We start from the raw sequence: 19,831 nt of genomic DNA on the forward strand, positions 1-19,831 counted from the left end.
AACGGAATCAGATTTGCACAGTCACGGTCACGTGCGTGTGCAGAGGCGTAGGGTGCGCACCAGTGCGCACGCGGTTCGCGAACGCAGCGTCATGAAGCAACAGCCGCAAGTCAGCATGCCGTGACCGCGTGCGCACAGGTGCGCACCCTACGCCTCAGGGCAAGCCGTTCGAAAAGAATCAACCTGCCCGTTTGGCCGCGATCGCGTTACCCGCGCGGCTCACGCCTTTGCGCCCGAGCTGTTGTGAGATGAACAGGCCCGCATCCACCACCTGGTCAAGATCGACGCCGGTCTCGATCCCCAGCCCGTTCATCATGTACAGCACGTCCTCGGTGGCGACGTTGCCGGTCGCGCCCTTGGCGTACGGGCAACCGCCCAGTCCCGACACCGACGAGTGGAAGATCGCCACGCCCACTTCCAGGCTGGCGTAGATGTTGGCCAGCGCCTGGCCGTAGGTGTCGTGGAAGTGGCCGGACAAGGACTCGAGCGGAAACTCGCGCGCCGCGCGCAGCATTACCTCCTGCGTCTTGCGCGGCGTCGCCACGCCGATCGTGTCGGCGATGTCGATTTCGTCGCATCCCAAATCGCGCATGCGCCTGACCACGTCGGCCACCGCGTCAAGCGGGACCTCGCCCTGATACGGGCAGCCGAACGCAGTGCTGATGCTGCCGCGCAGGCGCAGGCCGTGGTCCTTGGCGGCCCTGGCCACCGGCTCGAAGCGCGCGATCGATTCGGCGATCGAGCAGTTGATGTTCTTTTGCGAGAACGCTTCCGATGCGGCGCCGAAGATCACCACTTCATCCGCCTTGCTTGCCAGCGCGGACTCGAAGCCCTGCAGGTTGGGCACCAGCGCCGAATAGATGGTGCCGGGGCGGCGCGTGATGCCGGCCATGACCTCGGAGGAGGACGCCATCTGTGGCACCCACTTTGGCGAGACGAACGCCGCCGCCTCGATATTGGCAAAGCCGGCGCGCGACAACCGGTCGACCAGCTCGATCTTGGCCGCGGCGGATACCGGCTCCTTCTCGTTCTGCAGGCCGTCGCGCGGCCCCACTTCGACAATCTTGACCTTTTTCGGCAGGTTGTTCATCTCAGTATCCCCGGTTGCGGTCGACGATGTCGTCGACGGGTTGGCCCTGTTCGAGGGCATCGATCTTGGCGGCGATCTGGCGCACAGCATCAAGCCGCATGGTCAACGCCGAGATGTGCGGCGTGATCGTGATGCGCGGCTCGTGCCAGAACGGGTGCTGCGGCGGCAGCGGTTCGTCGTGGAACACGTCCAGCGTGGCGCCGGCGATGTGGCCGGCACGGATCAGCTCAAGCAGGTCGGGCTCGACCACCTGCGCGCCGCGCGCAACGTTGACCAGGTAGGCGCCTGCGGGCAGCCGGGACAGCCGGCGGCGGTCGAGCAGGCTTGTCGTCTCTTGCGTGAGCGGCAGCAGCGAGACCAGCACCCGGCATCCCGCCAAAAATTCGTCGAATTCCTCCATGCCGGCAAAGCAGCGCACGCCGTCAAGCGCCTTGGCGCTGCGGCTCCAGCCCCGCACCGGAAAGCCGAAGTGCTGCATCGCCTCGACCACGCGCAGACCCAGTTTGCCAAGGCCCATGACGCCGATCGTAAACTCTTCCCTGTCATGCAGCGCCAGCGGCGACCACAAGCCGGTACGTGCCTGGCGCTCGTAGTCGTCGAAGCGGCGGAAGTAGCGCAGCACGGCATGCGTCACGTACTCGGCCATCTGGATCGCCATGCCGGCGTCGCCCAGCCGGATCAGCGGCACGCTTGGTATCGCATCGCCGAACCTGAGGAGGCCGTCCACGCCGGCGCCCATCAGGAAGATCGCCTTGACCTCTTTGAGCTGGCCGAGCAGTTCGGGCTGCGGGTTCCACAGCACCGCGTAGTCGCAGGGAAGGGCGGCATCGCCTTCGTTCCACTTCACACTGCGCGCATGCGGCATGATGGCCGCGAACTCGCGCATCCACGGTTCGATGACGCCGTCGCCACGGTGCAGGAGGATGCGCATCGGTCAGGCCGCCTTGAAGGCCAGCAGCGGCGCGCCGTCCGCCACCTGGTCGCCGACCTGGTACAGCACTTCCTCGACCACGCCGTCGGCCGGCGCGGCGATCGTGTGCTCCATCTTCATCGCTTCCATGATGACGAGCGGCGTGCCCTTCTTTACTTCCTGGCCGTTCGATACGAGCACCGCGACCACCTTGCCCGGCATCGGCGCGGTCAGGCGTCCCCCGCCGGTTTCGACTTCGCCGGCATGGGACAGCGGGTCGTTGTAGGCCAGCGCGTAATGCTGGCCATTGGTGAAGACGTGGAACATATCCCCGTCGCGGTACACACTGCCCTGCAGTGCGGCCGCGCCGAGATGGATCGAATAGCATGCGTCGTTGCGCGCGACCAGTGCCAGCGGGCTGGAGCCGCCGGCCGCCTCGATCACCCAGCCGTGCGGGTGGTAGGTCAGGCCCAAGGCATAAGCCCCGGCATCAAGGCCGGCCGCATAGTCGTCGGTGAACGACAGCTGGCGCTTGTAGGCGCCGTTGAGGCGCCAGCCGCACGCCTTGCCCCACGGGTCGGCCGCCACCGCCTGCGGCTGTTCGTCGTCCAGCAGCGCGAGTGCCGCCAGCGCCAGCGCGCCCAGCGGCGCCGCTTTCGGCGGCGGGAACAGCGCATCGCCGTGGCGCTCGATCAGGCCGGTGTCAAGGTCCGCGCCTGAGAACGCGGCGCTTTCGACCAGCCGCTTGAGGAAGGCGATGTTGGTGGCCAGCCCGACGATCCGGAACTCGGACAGCGCCTGCGACATGCGCGCCAGCGCCTGCGTACGGTCCGCGCCCCAGACGATCAGCTTGGCGATCATCGGGTCGTAGAACGGCGTAATGGTGTCGCCTTCGCGCACGCCGGAGTCGATGCGCACCGGCGCCGGATCGCCGCCGGGCAGGCCGCCCAGCTCGAACGAGACGGCGTTTGGCGTATCCATGTGGCGCAGCGTGCCGATTGACGGCAGGAAGCCTTTCTCTGGATTCTCCGCGTACACGCGCGCCTCGATCGCATGGCCGTTCAGGTTCAGCTCATGCTGCTGTTTCGGCAGCGGCTGGCCGGCCGCCACGCGCAGCTGCCACTCCACCAGATCCAGCCCGGTGATCATTTCGGTCACCGGGTGCTCGACCTGCAGGCGGGTGTTCATCTCCATGAAGTAGAAGCTGCCGTCCTGGTTGGCGATGAATTCCACGGTGCCCGCGCCGACGTAGCCGACCGCGCGTGCTGCGGCCACCGCCGCTTCGCCCATCGCGGCGCGCCGCTCATGCGTCATGCCGGGGGCAGGCGCCTCCTCCAGCACCTTCTGGTGGCGGCGCTGCACCGAGCAGTCGCGCTCGTGCAGGTAGACGCAGTTGCCCTGGCTGTCCGCGAACACCTGGATTTCGATGTGGCGTGGGCGGATCAGATATTTTTCGATGAGGACCTTGTCGTCCCCGAAGGAAGAGAGGGCCTCGCGCTTGCAGGACGCGAGCGCGGCGGCGAAGTCTTCCGAATGTTCGACCACCCGCATGCCCTTGCCGCCACCGCCGGCGCTGGCCTTGAGCAGCACCGGGTAGCCGATGCGGTCGGCTTCGCGCTGCAGCAGCGCCGGGTCCTGGTCGTCGCCGTGGTAGCCCGGCACCAGCGGCACGCTGGCGTGCTCCATCAGCTGCTTGGCCGCCGACTTCGAGCCCATCGCCCGCATCGACGATGCCGGCGGGCCGATGAAGGCGATGCCGGCCGCTTCGACCGCATCCGCGAATTCCGCGTTCTCCGACAAGAAGCCGTAGCCGGGATGGATCGCCTGCGCGCCAAGAGCCTTGGCCACTTCGATGATCTTGTCGCCGCGCAGGTAGCTTTCCTTGGCGGCGGCGGGGCCGATCAGCACCGCCTCATCGCACACCGCCACGTGCTTGGCCGTCGCGTCGGCTTCGGAATAGACGGCGACGGTACGAATGCCCATGCGGCGCGCGGTGGCGGCGACACGGCAGGCGATTTCGCCACGGTTGGCGATGAGGATTTTGGTGAACATGTTTGTCTCGGTTGTTGTTTTCGTTACCCCTGTAGGGTGGGCACCCCGTGCCCACGCGGATGCCAACACTATGCATACGTCCGCGTGGGCACGGGCCTCGCCGGCCGCGTGCACCCTACGCTTTAGCAGCCGCAGCTGGCCTTCGGCGCCGACTCGAGCGTGGCCGAGCGAGTCGACAGGCCCAGCTTGGCCAGCAGTGCACGATCGTCGTTCGCTTCCGGGTTGTCGGTCGTGAGCAGCTTGTCGCCATAGAAGATCGAGTTGGCGCCGGCCATGAAGCACATTGCCTGCACCGCCTCGCCCAGCTCGCGCCGGCCGGCCGACAGGCGCACGCGCGCTTGCGGCATCGTGATGCGCGCCACCGCGATGGTGCGCACGAACTCGATCGGATCGAGCGGCGGCAGGCCGTGCAGCGGCGTGCCTTCCACCTGAACCAGGTGGTTGATCGGCACCGATTCCGGATACGGGTTCAGGTTGGCCAGCTGCGCGATGAGGCCCGCGCGCTGCTCGCGCGTTTCGCCCATGCCGACGATGCCGCCGCAGCACACCTTCAGGCCAGCCTGGCGCACCCGGCCCAGTGTGTCGAGGCGATCCTGGTACTGACGGGTGGAGATCACGTCTTCGTAGAAATCGGGCGAGGTGTCGATGTTGTGATTGTAGTAGTCCAGACCCGCTGCGCGCAGCTGCTCGGCCTGACCTTCTTCCAGCATGCCTAGGGTGGCGCAGGTTTCCATGCCGAGCGCTTTCACTTCGCGCACCATCGCCTCCACCTTTTCCATGTCGCGCTCTTTCGGGCTGCGCCAGGCGGCGCCCATGCAAAAGCGCGTGGCGCCGTTGGCCTTGGCCTGGCGCGCGGCGTCGACCACGGTGTCCAGGTCCAGGATCTTCTTCGCCTCCACGCCGGTGTCGTAGCGCGCGGCCTGCGGGCAGTAACCGCAGTCCTCTTCGCAGCCGCCGGTCTTGATCGACAGCAGCGTGGCCAGTTCCACGTCGCCGTCCGGGAAGTTGGCGCGGTGCGCGCTCTGGGCGCGGAACATCAGCTCGGGCAGCGGCAGCTCGAACAGCGCGAGCACGTCGGCCACCGGCCAGGTGGCGTTCGGAGCTTCCTTGATCGGCGCGGTCGGACGGTGCAGGGAGACGGCTTGGGTGTTGGACATCTTGGTTCCTTCGGTGTGTTTAGGCTCGCGACGACGGCCAGCCCGGCACGCCTGCGAGGTCGATGAATTCAGCGGCCGCGGCGGCCGTCGGGTGTTCCAGGCGCGGCACGCGGCCCAGCAGCGGCGCCGGGATGCGCTGTGCCAGCGCTTCGATATTCTCGTCGAGGAAGCGCATGTTCGGGTCCGCGACGTTGGCGACCCAGCCGGCCAGCACCAGCCCGCGCGCGACGATCGCCTCGACCGTTAGCAGCGCATGGCTGATGCAGCCAAGGCGCATGCCCACCACCAGGATCACCGGCAGGCCAAGCTGCGCGGCCAGGTGGGCGCTGTCGAAGCTGTCGGTGAACGGAACCCGGAAGCCGCCCACGCCCTCGACCACGGTGGCGTCGGACGCCGCCGCGATCTCGGCATAGGCGGCCAGGATCGGCACCGCCGTGATCTGCACGCCGTCGATCCGGGCTGCGATGTGCGGCGCGCACGGTTCGCGCAGCATGAACGGCGTCGTGATGGAAGACGGCAGGTGTACGTTCCCGGCCGCTGCCAGCATGTCGGCGTCCTCGTTGTGCAGCACGCCGTCACGCAATTCGGCGCCCGCGGCGACCGGCTTCATGCCGCATGCGCGCTGGCCGGCGCGCACCAGCTTGTGCAGGATCGCGGCGGAGATCAGCGTCTTGCCGATCTCGGTGTCGGTGCCGGTGACGAAGCAGGCAAAGCGCGAAGGCACACCCTCGGCGGCCAGCGCTTCGGGCACCGGTTCGAGAGCAGGCGCGGTCCTGGGTTCGATGCGCACCGGGCTGGCGGCGCCCGGTTGTTCGTGATCGTCTAGGCTCATTTCACGTCCTTTCCAACTTGTTCAGCGCAGCGGCCAGCTGCGCGACGTCCTCGTGCGTGTGCGCGGCCGACAGCGTCACCCGCAGGCGCGCGGTGCCTGGCGCCACCGTCGGCGGGCGGATCGCCGGCACCCACAGCCCCTGCTCGTGCAGCGCTGCGGCCGCGCGCAGCGCCTCGTCATTGCTGCCGATGATGATCGGCTGGATCGGCGTTTGCGAGGCCGGGCGCTGCCAGCGTTCCAGCCTGAGCTCGTGGTCCAGCTGCGCCACCAGCGCCGACAGGCGATCGCGCAGGGCCGCGCCTTCCTCACCGCCAATGATATCAAGGCTGGCGAGCAGTGCATGGGCCAGCGCGGGCGGCGCGGCGGTCGTGTAGATGTAGGGACGGGCGCGCTGGATCATCAGCTCGATCACGCTGGCGTGCGCCGCGACGAACGCGCCTCCGACTCCGGCCGCCTTGCCAAGCGTGCCGATATAGACCAGGTGGGGCGAGCGCAGGGCGAAGTGTTCCAGCGCTCCGCGGCCGTGTGCGCCGAGCACCCCGAAGCCGTGCGCGTCGTCGACCACCAGCCAGGCGCCGTGGCGTTCGCACAGCTCCAGCAGGCCGGGCAGGGGGGCCAGGTCGCCATCCATCGAGAACACGCTGTCGGTGACGACGATCCTGGTGCTGGCGCTGCTTGCCGTGAGCTGGCAGGCCAGCGTGTCGAGGTCGCCGTGCGGGTAGACCGTCACGCCGGCTTTGGCCAGGCGCGCGCCGTCGATCAGCGAAGCATGGTTGAGCGCCTCGGAGAAGATCATCGCGTCCGGCTCGCTACCTAACGCGGTCAGCACCGCCAGGTTGGCCATGTAGCCGGTGCACAGGTACAGCGCCCGCGCTTCCACCAGATGCGGCGACACGAACTGCGCAACCCGCTCTTCGAACTGCGCGTGTGCGGCGCTGTGGCCGCTGACCAGGTGCGATGCGCCGCTGCCGGCGCCGTATAGTTCGGCGCCGGCGCGAAGCGCTTCGATCACGCGCGGGTGCGCCGCCAGGCCCAGGTAGTCGTTGCTGCAGAAGGCCAGCAGGGGCCGGCCGTCCACCACTTGGCGCGGCGCGCAGCGGGTTTCGGCCACGCGGCGCCGGCGTGTCAGGCTTTGTGAGGCAAGCTGGTCCAGCTTGCGGTCGATGCTTGCGATCAGGTCCATGGCTTCAACCCGCGATCACAGATTCGAACACCCTGATCGTGCGCGCGGCCAGCCCTTCGATCTCGTCATCGTTAAGCACGTAAGGCGGCATCAGGTAGACGGTGCGGCCGATCGGGCGCAGCAGCAGTTCATTCTCGACCGCGCTGGAAAAGAAGCGGCGCGAGAAGGTGGCGGCGCGCTCGGGGTCCGGCTCGATGGCGTCGAACGCCAGGATCATGCCGCGCTGGCGGAAGTGGCGCGTGCGCTCGTGCCCGGCCAGCGGCGCAAGTGCCTGCGCGAGTTTGGCTGCGCGGTCGCGGTTGCGGGCCAGGACGTCGTCCTCGCGGAAGATCTGCAGCGTGGCCAGCGCAGCGCGGCAGGCCAGCGCGTTGCCGGTGTACGAGTGCGAGTGCAAAAAGCCGCGCGTGACATCCTGGCTGTAGAAGCCCTGGTAGACCTGGCCGGTGGTGAGCACCAGCGACAGCGGCAGGTAACCGCCGCTGATACCTTTGGACAGGCACACGAAGTCAGGCCAGATCGCAGCCTGCTCGCAGGCGAAGAAGGTGCCGGTGCGTCCGCAGCCGACCGCGATCTCGTCGAGGATCAGGTGTACCTGGTGCTTGTCGCACAGCTCGCGCAGCAGCTTCAGGTACAGCGGGCTGTGCATCGCCATGCCGGTCGCGCACTGCACCAGCGGCTCGACGATGATGGCGGCGATCTTGTTGCCGCGTTCCTCGAACAGCTGCTCGACCTCTTGAATCGCGCGCCGTGCCACGTCCTGCTCGGTTTCGCCTTCCGTGGCGCCGCGCGCGTCCGGCGAGGCGACCACGTGCGAGGCGCGCAGCAGCGGGCCGTAGGCGTCCTTGAACAGCGCCACGTCGGTCACCGCCAGCGCGCCAACCGTCTCGCCGTGGTAGCTGCCCTGCAGGCAGACGAATTCCTGCTTGTCCGCTCTGCCGCTATTGCGCCAGTAGTGAAAGCTCATCTTGAGCGCGATCTCGACCGCCGACGCGCCGTCCGACGCGTAGAACGCATGGCCCAGCGCGTGGCCTGTCAGGGCTGCCAGCTGCTCCGACAGTTCGACGACCGGCTCATGGGTGAACCCGGCCAGCATCGCGTGTTCGAGCTTGTCGAGCTGGTCTTTCAGCGCGGCGTTGATGCGCGGGTTGGCGTGCCCGAACAGGTTGACCCACCACGAGCTGATGCCGTCCAGGTAGCGCCGGCCCTGGTGGTCGTACAGCCAGGGGCCTTGGGCGCGGCTGACGGCGATCAGCGGTACCTGTTCGTGGTGCTGCATCTGGGTGCACGGATGCCACACGCTTTTCAGGCTGCGTGCGACCCAGTCGGACGATGTTTCTTGCTTCAAAATCTGGTTCCTAATACCTTAATTCTCCAGCCAGGATGGCTTGCGTTTTTCGAGGAAGGCCGCAACGCCTTCGCGTGCCTCGTCGGACGCGCGGATCTCGGCGATGCGGCTGGCCGTGTCGGCCAGGAGCGCCTCGTCGACCGCCCGGCCGGCCATGTCGCGCACCAGCTTTTTCGCTTCGCGCACGGCGTGCGGGCTGTTCCTGCACAGGGTGGCCACGATGCCCGCCACCGTTTCGTCCAGCGCTTCCGGCGGCACCACTTCGTGCGCCAGGCCCATGCGCTTGGCTTCGCGCGAGTCGAAGCGCTCGGCGCTCAAGAAGTAACGGCGCGCTGCCTGTTCGCCCATCGCCTTGATCACGTACGGCGAAATGGTGGCCGGGATCAGGCCCAGCTTGGCCTCGGACAGGCAGAAGTTGGCGGCCTCGGACGCCACCACGATGTCGCATGCGGCCACCAGGCCCATGCCACCGGCGTAGCAGTCGCCCTGCACCTTGGCCACCACCGGCCGCGGGCAGCGGTAAATCGTGTACAGCATGTCGGCCAGGCGCAGCGCGTCGGCGTGGTTCTCGTCGCGCGAGAAGCCGGCCATTTTCTTCATCCAGTTCAGGTCCGCGCCGGCGCAGAAGGCCGGTCCGTTGGCGGCCAGCACGATCGCCCGCACCAGCTCGTTCTGGCCCAGTTCATCGAAGGCCAGCGCCAGTTCGGCGATCGAGTGCTCGTTGAAGGCGTTGCGCAGGTCCGGGCGGTTGAGCGTGACGGTGGCAACCGTGCCGGTGATCGAAATGTCGAGGGTCTGGTAGTCCATGGTGAGCCCCTTACATGCGGAAGACGCCGAACTTGGTGTCTTCGATCGGCGCGTTGAGCGCGGCGGACAGGCCAAGGCCGAGCACCATGCGCGTGTCGGCCGGATCGATCACGCCATCGTCCCACAGACGCGCGGTGGCGTAGTACGGGTGGCCCTGGTGTTCGTACTGTTCCTTGATCGGCTGCTTGAACGCCGCCTCTTCATCAAGCGACCAGGTGCCGCCCTTGGCCTCGATGCCGTCGCGCTTGACGGTCGCCAGCACCGACGCCGCCTGGTCGCCGCCCATGACGGAGATGCGCGCGTTCGGCCACATCCACAAAAAGCGCGGCGAGAACGCGCGGCCGCACATGCCGTAGTTGCCGGCGCCGAAGCTGCCGCCGATGATCACGGTGAACTTGGGCACCGAGGCGGTGGCCACGGCAGTGACCATCTTGGCGCCGTTGCGGGCGATGCCTTCGTTTTCGTACTTGCGGCCGACCATGAAGCCGGTGATGTTCTGCAAAAAGACCAGCGGGATCTTGCGCTGGCAGCACAGCTCGATGAAGTGCGTGCCCTTGAGCGCGGACTCGGAAAACAGGATGCCGTTGTTGGCGATGATGCCGACCTTGACGCCGTAGATGTGGGCGAAGCCGCACACTAGCGTGGTGCCGTAGCGCGCCTTGAATTCGTCGAACTCGCTGCCGTCGACCACGCGCGCGATCACCTCGCGCACGTCGAAGGGCTTCCTGGTGTCGACCGGGATCACGCCGTACAGCTCTTGCGGCGCATACTTCGGCTCGGCCACTTCGCGGCGCGCGCCCTGGACCGGCTTGGTGCGGTTCAGGTTCGAGACGATCGTGCGCGCCAGTGCCAGCGCGTGCATGTCGTTCTGGGCCAGGTGGTCCGCCACGCCGGACAGGCGGGTGTGCACGTCGCCGCCGCCCAGGTCCTCGGCGCTGACTACTTCGCCGGTGGCGGCCTTCACCAGCGGCGGGCCGCCGAGGAAGATCGTGCCCTGTTCCTTGACGATGATCGATTCGTCGCTCATCGCCGGCACGTACGCGCCGCCCGCGGTGCACGAACCCATCACCACCGCGATCTGCGGAATGCCCTTGCTGGATAAGTTGGCCTGGTTGTAGAAGATGCGGCCGAAGTGGTCGCGGTCGGGGAACACGTCGTCCTGGTTGGGCAGGTTGGCGCCGCCGGAGTCCACCAGGTAGATGCAGGGCAGGTTGTTCTGGTCGGCGATCTCTTGAGCTCGCAGGTGCTTCTTGACCGTCATCGGGTAGTAGGTGCCGCCCTTGACGGTGGCGTCGTTACAGACGATCACGCATTCCTGGCCGGCCACGCGGCCGATGCCGGTGATGATGCCGGCTGCGGGCGCGGCATTGTCGTACATCTCGAACGCCGCCAGCTGCGAGAATTCGAGGAAGGGTGTGCCGGGATCGAGCAGCATTTGCACGCGGTCGCGCGGCAGCAGCTTGCCGCGTGCGACGTGCTTTGCGCAAGCCGCCTCGCCGCCGCCCTTGGCCACCTGCGCCACCTTGGCGCGCAGGTCGTCGACCAGAAGCTGCATGGCGGCGGCGTTGGCCTTGAAATCGTCGCCGCGTGGATTGAGTTTGCTCTCGATGTGGGGCATTGCCGTAACCTCTTTCTTATTCGGGGAAACTGCCGTCCAGGTAGAACCAGCGATTCGCGCCATCTGGGCCGGGTTCGCGCACGAAGCGGCTGATTTCATGCAGCCGGTGGGCGCGCCCGTTGACCTTGAAACGGGCGACGAATTCGACGGTGTCACTATCTGGTGGTTCCGGCAATTCTGCTTTACGTTGACGTAAACGTAAAGCAGATTCTATCTTAAGCCCGAGCCACTGGATTTTTTCATTCTGATCAATTACTGGCTCGGTGGGACGGGTGCTCGGATGCCACGTTGCAAGCAGATACGGCTCGTTTTTCAGCACGTAAGCCGTGTAACGCGAGCGCATCAGGGCTTCGGCCGTGGGCGGGATTGCTTCACCGGCAACATATGGGCCGCAACAGGTGGCGAGCGACGGGCCGCCGCAGGGGCAGGCGTCGGAAGTCTTGGGGCGAGTAGGCATGGCGGCAATTATCCGCCATTTCCCCGGTCCCCGGTTTTTAGAGGTCGTTCCAAAATGAGCAGGGCAAGGAGCCGCGCCCCCTACGCCTGGCAGCTAGCGCAGCGTCAGCCCGTCGAGCGCAAACGGCGGCGCCTTGCCTTGCATGAGGTCGGCCAGCAGCGAGGCGGTGCCACAGGCGAAGGTGAAGCCCAGCGGTCCGTGACCCACGTTCAGCCACAGGTTGCTGTACGGCGTGGCGCCGATGATCGGCGCGCTGTTCGGCGTGGCCGGGCGCAGGCCTGCCCAGGCTTCGATCCTGCTGTAATCCGCTGCGCGCGGCATGGTCTCGCGCACCTGGCGCGTCAGGCTGGCCACCCGCTTTTCGTTCAGCGACAGGTCTTCGCCCACCATGTCGACCATCGCCGCCACCCGCAGCTTGTCGCCGATGCGCGCGTACAGGACCTTGCGTTCGAAGTCGGTCACGCTGATTTCCGGCGCCACGTCGCTTGGCCGGATCGGCGCCGTGAGGCTGTAGCCCTTGAGCGGGTACAGCGGCAGCGTGATGCCGGCGCTTGATGCCAGCACGCGGCTCTGGATGCCGGCCGCCAGCACATAGGCGTCGGCCGACAGAAAGCCGGCCGAGGTCTGCAGGCCCAGGACCTTGCCGTGTTCGGTGATGATATGGTCCGCCTGGCCCTGCACAAAGCCGGAAAAGCGCGGGTGCGATTGCAGCCGCCGTGCCAGCGCTTCACAGAACGCGTGGCAGTCCGCCACCGCTTCGCCGGTGTTGTAGATGCCGCCGGCGAACAGGTGCCCGGCCGCCGCCAGCGCGGGTTCGTTGGCCACGCATTCGGCCGCGGACCAGACCTGGCCGGCGCCGGCCTTGCTCCTGGCCTTGTCGAATGATTTTTGCGACCGGTGCACCACCAGTTTGCCGGCGTCGCGCCATTTGAATTCTTCGAGCGGGATCGCCAGTTCCAGCCGCGCCATCGCGCTGCGCGACAGTTCGCCCAGTTCGAGCAGCTTGGCCGTGGTCTTGCGGTTCAGGTCCGCGCGGCAGTTGGCGAGGAACTGGCCCAGCCAGCGCCACTGGCGCAGATCGAATTCGGGACGAAAGCGCAGCGGGCCGTTTTCCTGGAACAGCCACTGGACGGCCTTGAGCGGCACGCCTTCGTCGGCCAGCGGCGAGACATAGCGGTAGCTGAGCTGGCCGCCGTTGGCATAGCTCGCGCCAGTGCCCACCTGGGGTGCACGTTCGAGCAGGGTGACACCGAAACCTGCTTCGAGAAGCCACCAGGCTGATGTCACGCCGACTACGCCGCCGCCGATTACGATTACTTGCTGCATCCCACCACGCTGTTATTCTTGGTCATAAAGCAAAAAGCTTAGGGGCTCGCCGCGTTCCCGGCTAATGAATGTAGAGCGAGACCTCATAACCGCCGGTCATGCATACGGCCTCTCAGGCTTTTTGCATCAGGATGGCGCGCCGGTACATGCCGGTCAGGATCTGCTCCTGGAAGCGCGCGAGCGCCGAGTATTTACCTTTGTACGCCTGCGGATCGGTCGAAGTGCCGCCGACCAGCGCGATCATGCCGTTGCGGTTTTTTAGATCGGCCGCGAACACCGACATCAACCCGTAGGCGTCGCCCAAGTGGCCTACCGCGGCAAAGCCGCCGCCCTCGACGATGCGCGTTCCGTTCGACGGATCATCCGGGAACTGCTCGTTGCCCAGGCCCCAGCAGTTGAACAGGCCGTCCAGCGAGTCGCCGTTGCCGCCCGTGCCGTCGTAGGTCCACTGGCGGGTAAACATCTGGTCCAGCGTCGCCTGTTTCAAGACGCGGCGGCCGTTGTGCACGCCGCCGTTCATCATCATCAGCATGATCACGCCCATGTCGTGCGCGCTGATGCGCAGTCCTCCCGTGGGGCTGAATGGCGTGGCGTTGGCGCCGATGACGTAGTTTTCGATCCCGGGCGGCTGCTGCACCGGCTTGTTCGAATAGTCGTCGGCCTGCGCGATCCACGGCCCGTTCGGGTCCCAGATTTCGGTGTCGGTGGTGCGCTTGCGGTACAGCGTGGCGACGTTGGCCAGCACCGGCGGCGGCAGATCGGCCGGGTTGTACCCGCCTTGCAGGCCAAGCGGGTCGAGCAGCAGGCGCTTCATCAGGCGGTCGAAGCGCTCGCCGGTCACGCGTTCCATCACGGTGCCGATCACGCCCCAGCCCAGGTTGCAATACGTGAAATAGTCGCCCGGGCCGGCGTTGGCCGCCCACATGCCGCCCTCGCCGTACAGGCGGCTGCCCGGCACCAGCACGTCCTTGAGCGCGGTAGCGGCCGGGTAGGAATAGCCGGCATCGTCGCGCAGCGAGGAACGGTGCGTGAGCAGCGTGCGCAGGGTGATCGGGCGCTCAGGGAAGTGCGGATTGCGCAGCGTGAAACCAAGGTAATCGGAGACGTCGGCGTCAAGATTGAGCTTGCCATCTTCGACCAGCCGCATCAGGCCCAGCGTGGTCATCATCTTGGAAATCGACGCGATCCGGAACAGGGTGTTGCGGTCGACCGGCTTGCCGGGAGCGCCATCCTGGCCGATCACGCGCTGGCCGAATTGCTGTTCGTAGCAGATTTTGCCATTGCGGATCGCCAGCACCGACAGGCTGGCGAGCTGGCAGGCTGGGTCGGCGGCGATCGCGGCCAGTTCCGCATCGAGCTGGCGCGCCACGCCAGGTGGCAGCGGGGAAGCAGCGGCAGGGCGCTTCGGCGCCGCAAGCAGCGGGTTGATCGTGCCCAGCAGCGCCAGTCCCAGCATTGTTCGCCTGCCCTGTTTCATGTCCGGTCCCTTTTTTGTTGGTTTATTTAGGCGCTGTCAGCGGTAAGGCGTAGGGTGCGCACCTGTGCGCACGCGGTCACCATATGCTGGCTCGCGGCTGCTGCTTTGTTACGCCGCGTTCGCGAACCGCGTGCGCACAGGTGCGCACCCTACGCTACTTTTTAATTCTCTCGGATCGGACCAGCATACGGGCCTACTTAACGCCGGGCCAATGAATAGCCTTGGGCGGCGCATAACTTTACGGTATAACGACGGCCGATCCTTTCATAAGAAGGATGGGCAAATTGGTATTACACTGGTCCCATCGAATAATCCGACATAAGAAAGCGATGCTGAAAACCGAAACCCCTGCGCAGAACCACGCGCAACTTGACCAGTACCCAACCGTGGATCTGGTGAACGTGTTCGCGGACGACCAGATCAACGCCGTGGGCGCCGTGCGCGCCGCCGCGCCGCATATCGCCGCCGCCGTCGAGGCCGCGCTGCCGCGGATGGAGGGGGGCGGGCGCCTGATCTACGCCGGTGCGGGGACTTCGGGCCGCCTGGGTGTGCTCGACAGCGTGGAACTGTACCCGACCTTCTCGTGGCCGCACGAACGCGCGGTGGCGCTGCTGGCCGGCGGCGCGTCCGCCATGTACGTTGCGGTGGAAGGCGCCGAGGACGATGCCCAGCAGGGCGCGGCTGATGTCCGTTCGGTCAATGTGGGCAAGGACGACGTGGTGCTGCTGATCGCCGCTTCCGGCGCCACCCCGTACGTGCTGGGCGCGCTACGCGAAGCGCGCGCGGCGGGGGCACTGACGATCGGCTTTGCCAACAATGCCGACGCGCCCGTCGCGGCCGAGGCCGAGATCGGAATCATCCTGGACACCGGCTCGGAGGTGATCTCCGGCTCCACGCGCCTGAAGGCGGGCACCTCGCAAAAGATCGCGCTGAACACATTTTCCAGCGCGTTGATGGTGCGATTGAACAAGGTTTATGGCAACCTGATGGTAGACTTCAAGGCGACCAATGCCAAGCTCGTGCGCCGCGCGGTCCGCCTGACCATCTTTGCCACCGGCGCCGACGAGGCCGCCGCGCGCGCCATGCTGGAGCAGTGCGGATTCCACGTCAAGGTCGCGATCGTGGCCTTGTCCAAGAACGTCAGTGTCGAGCAGGCCAAAGCCTTGCTGGAGTCGGCGCGCGGCAGCGTGCGCCGGGCCTTGGGCGCATAACGTCGTTCCCGCGCAGGCGGGAACCCATAGGCAGCGTGAAATGACGCTCAGCATGGGTTCCCGCCTGCGCGGGAACGACGCGTAGCGGCCCGGTCTTGTTCGCGCGGCACACTGAGTCCAACCACGAAAGAGTTATGCAAGCGACGCCAAACCGTACCCCGTGGCTGTGGGTGCCCTCCCTGTACTTCGGCCAGGCGATTCCCTATTGGACCGTGTTGACCCTCTCGGTCATCATGTACAAGGACATGGGAATCGCCAACAGCGACATCACCTATTACACCAGCCTTCTGTACCTGCCGTGGGTGATCAAGCCCCTGTGGTCGCCGCTGGTCGACATGTTCGGCACCAAGCGCCGCTGGACGGTGCTGATGCAGCTGGTGGTGTCGGTCGGATTCGTCCTGACCGCGCTTGCCATGCACCTGCCGAACTACTTTGCGGTGACGCTCGCGGTGCTGTGGGTGATCGCGTTTTCCTCGGCCACCCACGACATTGCGGCCGACGGTTTTTACATGCTCGGCCTGCGCCAGCACGAGCAGGCCGCTTTCGTCGGCGTGCGCAGCACCTTCTTCCGGCTTGCCTCGATCACCGCGCAGGGCGCGCTGGTGTACCTGGCCGGCTCGCTGGCCACGTCGCTCGGTGACGTGCACCGGGCCTGGACCATCGTGTTCTTCGTCGTCGCCGCGCTGTTCGGTGTGTTGTGCACATGGCACCAGCTGGTGATGCCCAAGCCTGCCGCCGACCATGCGGCGCCGGCCGGCGCCAACCCGATGCGGGACTTTATCGACACCTTCGTCTCGTTCTTCAAGAAGCGCGACATCTGGCTGATCCTCGGCTTCATCCTGACCTTCCGCCTGGGCGAGTCGCAGCTGCTCAAGCTGGTCTCGCCGTTCCTGATGGACCCGCTGGCCAAAGGCGGGCTGGGCATGAGCACGAAGGAGGTCGGCATTGCGTACGGCACCATCGGCGTGATGTCGCTGACCCTGGGCGGCCTGGCCGGCGGCTACCTGATCTCGCGCTGGGGCCTGAAGCGCTGCCTGTGGCTGATGGTGTTTGCGGTGCACCTGCCAGACCTGGTGTTCGTCTACCTGTCGCATGCGCAGCCGCAGAACTTCTACCTGGTTTCAAGCTTCCTCGCGCTGGAGCAGTTCGGCTACGGCTTCGGCTTCACGGCGATGATGCTGTACATGATCATGATCTCCGAGGGCGAGCACAAGACCGCGCACTACGCGATCTGCACCGGCCTGATGGCGCTGGGGATGATGGTGCCGGGGATGTACAGCGGCGACATCCAGGAACACATCGGCTACAAGCACTTCTTCGTCTGGGTCTGCATTTCGACCATCCCGGCCTTCATCATGGCCGCGCTGGTGAAGATCGATCCGTTGTTCGGCAAAAAACAGGAAGAGCCGGCGGCAAGGCATGAAAAGCTGGCCGTCAAGGATAGCCAGCAGTGAAACATGGTTCCGTGCCCGGCGCTGGCCGGGCGGGAACCTGCTTGAGCGCGTGACGAGTTGGCGCATCGTCATGAATACAAAAAAGAACAGGAGAAGACGCTACCTATGACCGCCACCGCCGGCCGTTTGACCTCGCTTGACGCCTTCCGCGGCTTTACCATCGCCGCGATGGTGCTGGTGAATAACCCGGGCGACTGGGGCAATCTCTATTCCCAGCTCGAGCACGCCAAGTGGCACGGCTGGACGTTCACCGACTGCATCTTTCCGTTCTTCCTGTTCATCGGCGGGGTCTCGATGGCGCTGTCGCTGGGGCGCCTGGCGGCCGCCGGCGCCGACAAGCCACGCCTGCTCGCCAAGCTGGCCAAGCGCGCGCTGCTGATCTTCTTGATCGGCTTTTTGCTCAACCTGATCCCCTATTTCAACTTCGATAGGGTGCGCATTCCCGGCGTGCTGCAGCGTATTGCATTGTGCACGCTGCTGGCGGCGCCGATCGTCGTCTACTGCGGCTGGCGCGCCCAGCTTGCGATCATCGCCGCGCTGTTTGCCGTGTACAGCGCGCTGCAATTGCTGGTCCCCGTGCCCGGCATCGGCGCCGGCATTCTCCAGCCCGGCATGGATTTCGGCGCCTATGTCGACCGCAGCTTATTGAACGGTCACCTCTGGGTCCAGTCAAAGACCTGGGATCCGGAAGGGCTGATCAGCACCCTGCCTGCCCTGGCCAGCCAGCTGTTTGGCGTTTTGACTGGCCGGTGGCTGCGGTCGCGGTTTTCGCGCACCGAACAGATCGTGTGGATGTTGCTTGCCGGTTTGCTGTTCCTGTGGCTCGGCGTGATTTTCGATACCATTCTCATGCCGATCAACAAGAGCCTGTGGACACCGTCTTATTGCCTGCTGATGACGGGCTGGGCGCTGGTCGTGTTCTCCGGGTTTTTCTGGCTGCTTGACGTCAATCCGCACCCTGCGGTGCGCGCAGCCGCCGCGCGCTGGAGCAAGCCGTTCGTCATCTACGGCATGAATGCGTTGTTCGTGTTCGCGCTGTCCGGGTTCATTGCCAAGATGTTCGGTTACATCAAGTTCGCCCAGCCGGACGGCAGCCAGGTTTCGCTCGGCAAAATGCTGTACGCGCCCATCCGTGCGCTGCCGATCGGGGAAGTGAATACGTCGTTGCTGTATGCGCTGCTGTTTAACGCTGTCATGTTCGCCATCGCCTGGTTCATGTGGCGCAGGCAGTGGTTTGTCAAAGTTTAGGGAAGGAATTCGTTTGCAACCAGATATCAAACGACGCGCATTCGCGCTTGCGGGAGTCGCCAGTGCGCTGGCAATGAGTGGCCTCTTGGCCAGCTGCTCCACGACCAAGCCGGGCCAGGCTGTTGGCGCCGCCGGCGACAATCCGCCGCCCGCCCCGCGCGAATTTCGCGCCGCCTGGGTATCGACCGTGGCCAACATCGACTGGCCGAGCAGGCAGAATCTCTCCGCCGCCCAGCAGCAGGCCGAGGCGCTGGCGATCCTCGACAAGGCCCGCGCGATGAACCTGAACGCGATCGTGCTGCAGGTGCGCCCGAGCGCCGATGCGATCTACGCTTCGACCATCGAGCCGTGGTCGGAATACCTGACCGGCACCCAGGGCAAGGCGCCGCAGCCGTGGTACGACCCGCTCAAGTTCTGGGTCACCGAGGCGCACGCGCGCGGGCTGGAACTGCACGCCTGGTTCAACCCGTACCGCGCGCGCCACAACGGCGCCAAATCCGCCGCCGCGCCGAACCACATCTCGCGCACCAACCCGGCGGCTGTGAAAACATACGGCCAGTACCTGTGGATGGACCCGGGCGAAGAGTCCGCAGTCAAGCAGACGCTGGACGTGGTGCTGGATGTGGTGCGCCGCTACGACATCGACGGCGTGCACATCGACGACTACTTCTATCCGTACCCGATCGAGGCGCCAAGCGCCGTCAACTCGGAAGGAGCGGCGCTGGAGGGCAAGCAGGCCAAGGGAGAGCTGGACTTTCCTGACCAGCCGTCGTGGCAGCGCTACGTGGCCAGCGGCGGCACGCTCGATCGCGCCGCGTGGCGGCGCCAGAACGTGAACAAGCTGATCGAGGCGATGTACCAGGGGATCCACCGCGAAAAGAACTGGGTACGCTTTGGCATCAGCCCGTTCGGCCTGGGCCGCCCGGATCGCCGTCCGCCCGGCATTTCCGGCTTCTCGCAATACGACAAGCTGTATGCGGATGCCGAGACCTGGCTGCAGAACGGTTGGGTCGACTACTTTACGCCGCAGCTGTACTGGCCGATTTCGCAGACTGCGCAGGCGTACGACGTGCTGCTGGACTACTGGATCGGGCAGAACACCAAGGGCCGCCACATGTGGCCCGGGATGTACACGAGCAGGATCGGCGCGCCGAGCAAGGAATACGCCCCGCAGGAGATCGTGCAGCAGATCAGCGTGACCCGCGCGCGGCCGGCCGCCGGGGGGCACGTACACTTCTCGATGGCGGTGCTGATGCAAAACCGGGGCGGCATTGTCGACCAGCTGCGCGCGAGCAGTTACAGCGCTGCGGCCCTGGTGCCGGCCACGCCATGGCTGGGCAAGGAGGGGCCGGGCAAGCCTGTGGTCAGTGCGGCGCACAAGTCTGGCGCGGTCAAGCTGAAGCTCACCGCGGGCAAGGGCAATGCGCTGTACGCGATCTGGTCGCGCTTTGGCGACGAGTGGCGTTTCGAAGTGGCGCCGGCGTCGCGCGGGGATTGGTCGGTGCCGGATGACGTCAAACTGGGCGCCGCGGACGTGGTGGTGGTCAGCGCGGTCGACCGGCTTGGCAACGAGGGTGAACGCGTGCAGGTGTGGCGCAAGAGCTGATTTTCGTAACGTGAAAGAAAGCACTGTACGGACGTGCAGCGTCCTGACCTGAGTAGGC

At 66.0% G+C, this 19,831-nt stretch carries 16 protein-coding genes; 4 read left to right on the plus strand and 12 right to left on the minus strand.

Features of this window, described 5'->3' with window-relative positions; translation table 11 throughout:
* Nucleotides 1–178: 178 nt before the first annotated feature.
* The 12 genes from E4O92_RS23245 to E4O92_RS23300 form a co-directional block, all read right to left on the minus strand.
* On the minus strand, nucleotides 179–1,090 hold the full coding sequence (locus E4O92_RS23245) for a hydroxymethylglutaryl-CoA lyase (protein WP_135192016.1): 912 nt from the start codon (nucleotides 1,088–1,090) through the stop codon (nucleotides 179–181).
* 1 nt (nucleotide 1,091) lies between these two features.
* Entirely contained in the window at nucleotides 1,092–2,021 is a 930-nt protein-coding gene (locus E4O92_RS23250) for a 2-hydroxyacid dehydrogenase (protein ID WP_135192017.1), read from the minus strand.
* A gap of 3 nt (nucleotides 2,022–2,024) precedes the next feature.
* A complete protein-coding gene (locus E4O92_RS23255; RefSeq protein WP_135192018.1) occupies nucleotides 2,025–4,052 on the minus strand; it encodes an acetyl-CoA carboxylase biotin carboxylase subunit in 2,028 nt (675 codons plus the stop codon).
* A 122-nt stretch (nucleotides 4,053–4,174) separates the two neighbouring features.
* A complete protein-coding gene (bioB, locus tag E4O92_RS23260) occupies nucleotides 4,175–5,209 on the minus strand; it encodes a biotin synthase BioB (protein ID WP_135192019.1) in 1,035 nt (344 codons plus the stop codon).
* 19 nt (nucleotides 5,210–5,228) lie between these two features.
* Nucleotides 5,229–6,041 carry a dethiobiotin synthase gene (gene bioD, locus E4O92_RS23265; RefSeq protein ID WP_135192020.1) on the minus strand — a complete coding sequence of 271 codons (813 nt, stop codon included), beginning with the start codon at nucleotides 6,039–6,041 and terminating at the stop codon, nucleotides 5,229–5,231.
* A 1-nt stretch (nucleotide 6,042) separates the two neighbouring features.
* Nucleotides 6,043–7,224, minus strand: coding sequence for an 8-amino-7-oxononanoate synthase (gene bioF / locus E4O92_RS23270; protein WP_135192021.1), 1,182 nt, complete (start codon nucleotides 7,222–7,224; stop codon nucleotides 6,043–6,045).
* A gap of 4 nt (nucleotides 7,225–7,228) precedes the next feature.
* A complete protein-coding gene (gene bioA, locus E4O92_RS23275; RefSeq protein ID WP_135192022.1) occupies nucleotides 7,229–8,569 on the minus strand; it encodes an adenosylmethionine--8-amino-7-oxononanoate transaminase in 1,341 nt (446 codons plus the stop codon).
* A gap of 18 nt (nucleotides 8,570–8,587) precedes the next feature.
* Complete coding sequence (locus tag E4O92_RS23280; protein ID WP_135192023.1) at nucleotides 8,588–9,376, minus strand: enoyl-CoA hydratase/isomerase family protein; 789 nt, start codon at nucleotides 9,374–9,376, stop codon at nucleotides 8,588–8,590.
* A gap of 10 nt (nucleotides 9,377–9,386) precedes the next feature.
* The gene (locus E4O92_RS23285) at nucleotides 9,387–10,994 is read right to left on the minus strand and encodes a carboxyl transferase domain-containing protein (protein WP_135192024.1); all 1,608 of its coding nucleotides are present in this window, start codon (nucleotides 10,992–10,994) and stop codon (nucleotides 9,387–9,389) included.
* 16 nt (nucleotides 10,995–11,010) lie between these two features.
* On the minus strand, nucleotides 11,011–11,451 hold the full coding sequence (locus E4O92_RS23290; RefSeq protein WP_135192025.1) for a YchJ family protein: 441 nt from the start codon (nucleotides 11,449–11,451) through the stop codon (nucleotides 11,011–11,013).
* A gap of 93 nt (nucleotides 11,452–11,544) precedes the next feature.
* Entirely contained in the window at nucleotides 11,545–12,777 is a 1,233-nt protein-coding gene (locus E4O92_RS23295) for a D-amino acid dehydrogenase (protein WP_135192026.1), read from the minus strand.
* Between the two features lie 112 nt (nucleotides 12,778–12,889).
* Nucleotides 12,890–14,254 (minus strand): serine hydrolase domain-containing protein, encoded by a 1,365-nt coding sequence (locus E4O92_RS23300; protein ID WP_135192027.1) that lies wholly within the window; start codon nucleotides 14,252–14,254, stop codon nucleotides 12,890–12,892.
* 329 nt (nucleotides 14,255–14,583) lie between these two features.
* On the opposite strand from E4O92_RS23300, the gene murQ reads away from it, so the two are divergent.
* The 4 genes from murQ (at nucleotide 14,584) to E4O92_RS23320 (ending at nucleotide 19,773) form a co-directional block, all read left to right on the plus strand.
* Nucleotides 14,584–15,465 (plus strand): N-acetylmuramic acid 6-phosphate etherase, encoded by an 882-nt coding sequence (gene murQ, locus E4O92_RS23305; RefSeq protein WP_135192028.1) that lies wholly within the window; start codon nucleotides 14,584–14,586, stop codon nucleotides 15,463–15,465.
* Nucleotides 15,466–15,599: 134 nt separating this feature from the next.
* Nucleotides 15,600–16,919, plus strand: a complete 1,320-nt coding sequence (locus tag E4O92_RS23310) for an MFS transporter (RefSeq protein ID WP_135192029.1) — start codon at nucleotides 15,600–15,602, stop codon at nucleotides 16,917–16,919.
* A 105-nt stretch (nucleotides 16,920–17,024) separates the two neighbouring features.
* Nucleotides 17,025–18,167, plus strand: a complete 1,143-nt coding sequence (locus E4O92_RS23315) for an acyltransferase family protein (RefSeq protein ID WP_135192030.1) — start codon at nucleotides 17,025–17,027, stop codon at nucleotides 18,165–18,167.
* A 73-nt stretch (nucleotides 18,168–18,240) separates the two neighbouring features.
* Entirely contained in the window at nucleotides 18,241–19,773 is a 1,533-nt protein-coding gene (locus E4O92_RS23320; protein ID WP_229483690.1) for a glycoside hydrolase family 10-like protein, read from the plus strand.
* The last annotated feature ends 58 nt before the right edge of the window (nucleotides 19,774–19,831 follow it).

This window comes from Massilia horti, assembly GCF_004614195.1.
GTDB classification, from domain to species: Bacteria; Pseudomonadota; Gammaproteobacteria; order Burkholderiales; family Burkholderiaceae_D; genus Telluria; species Telluria horti.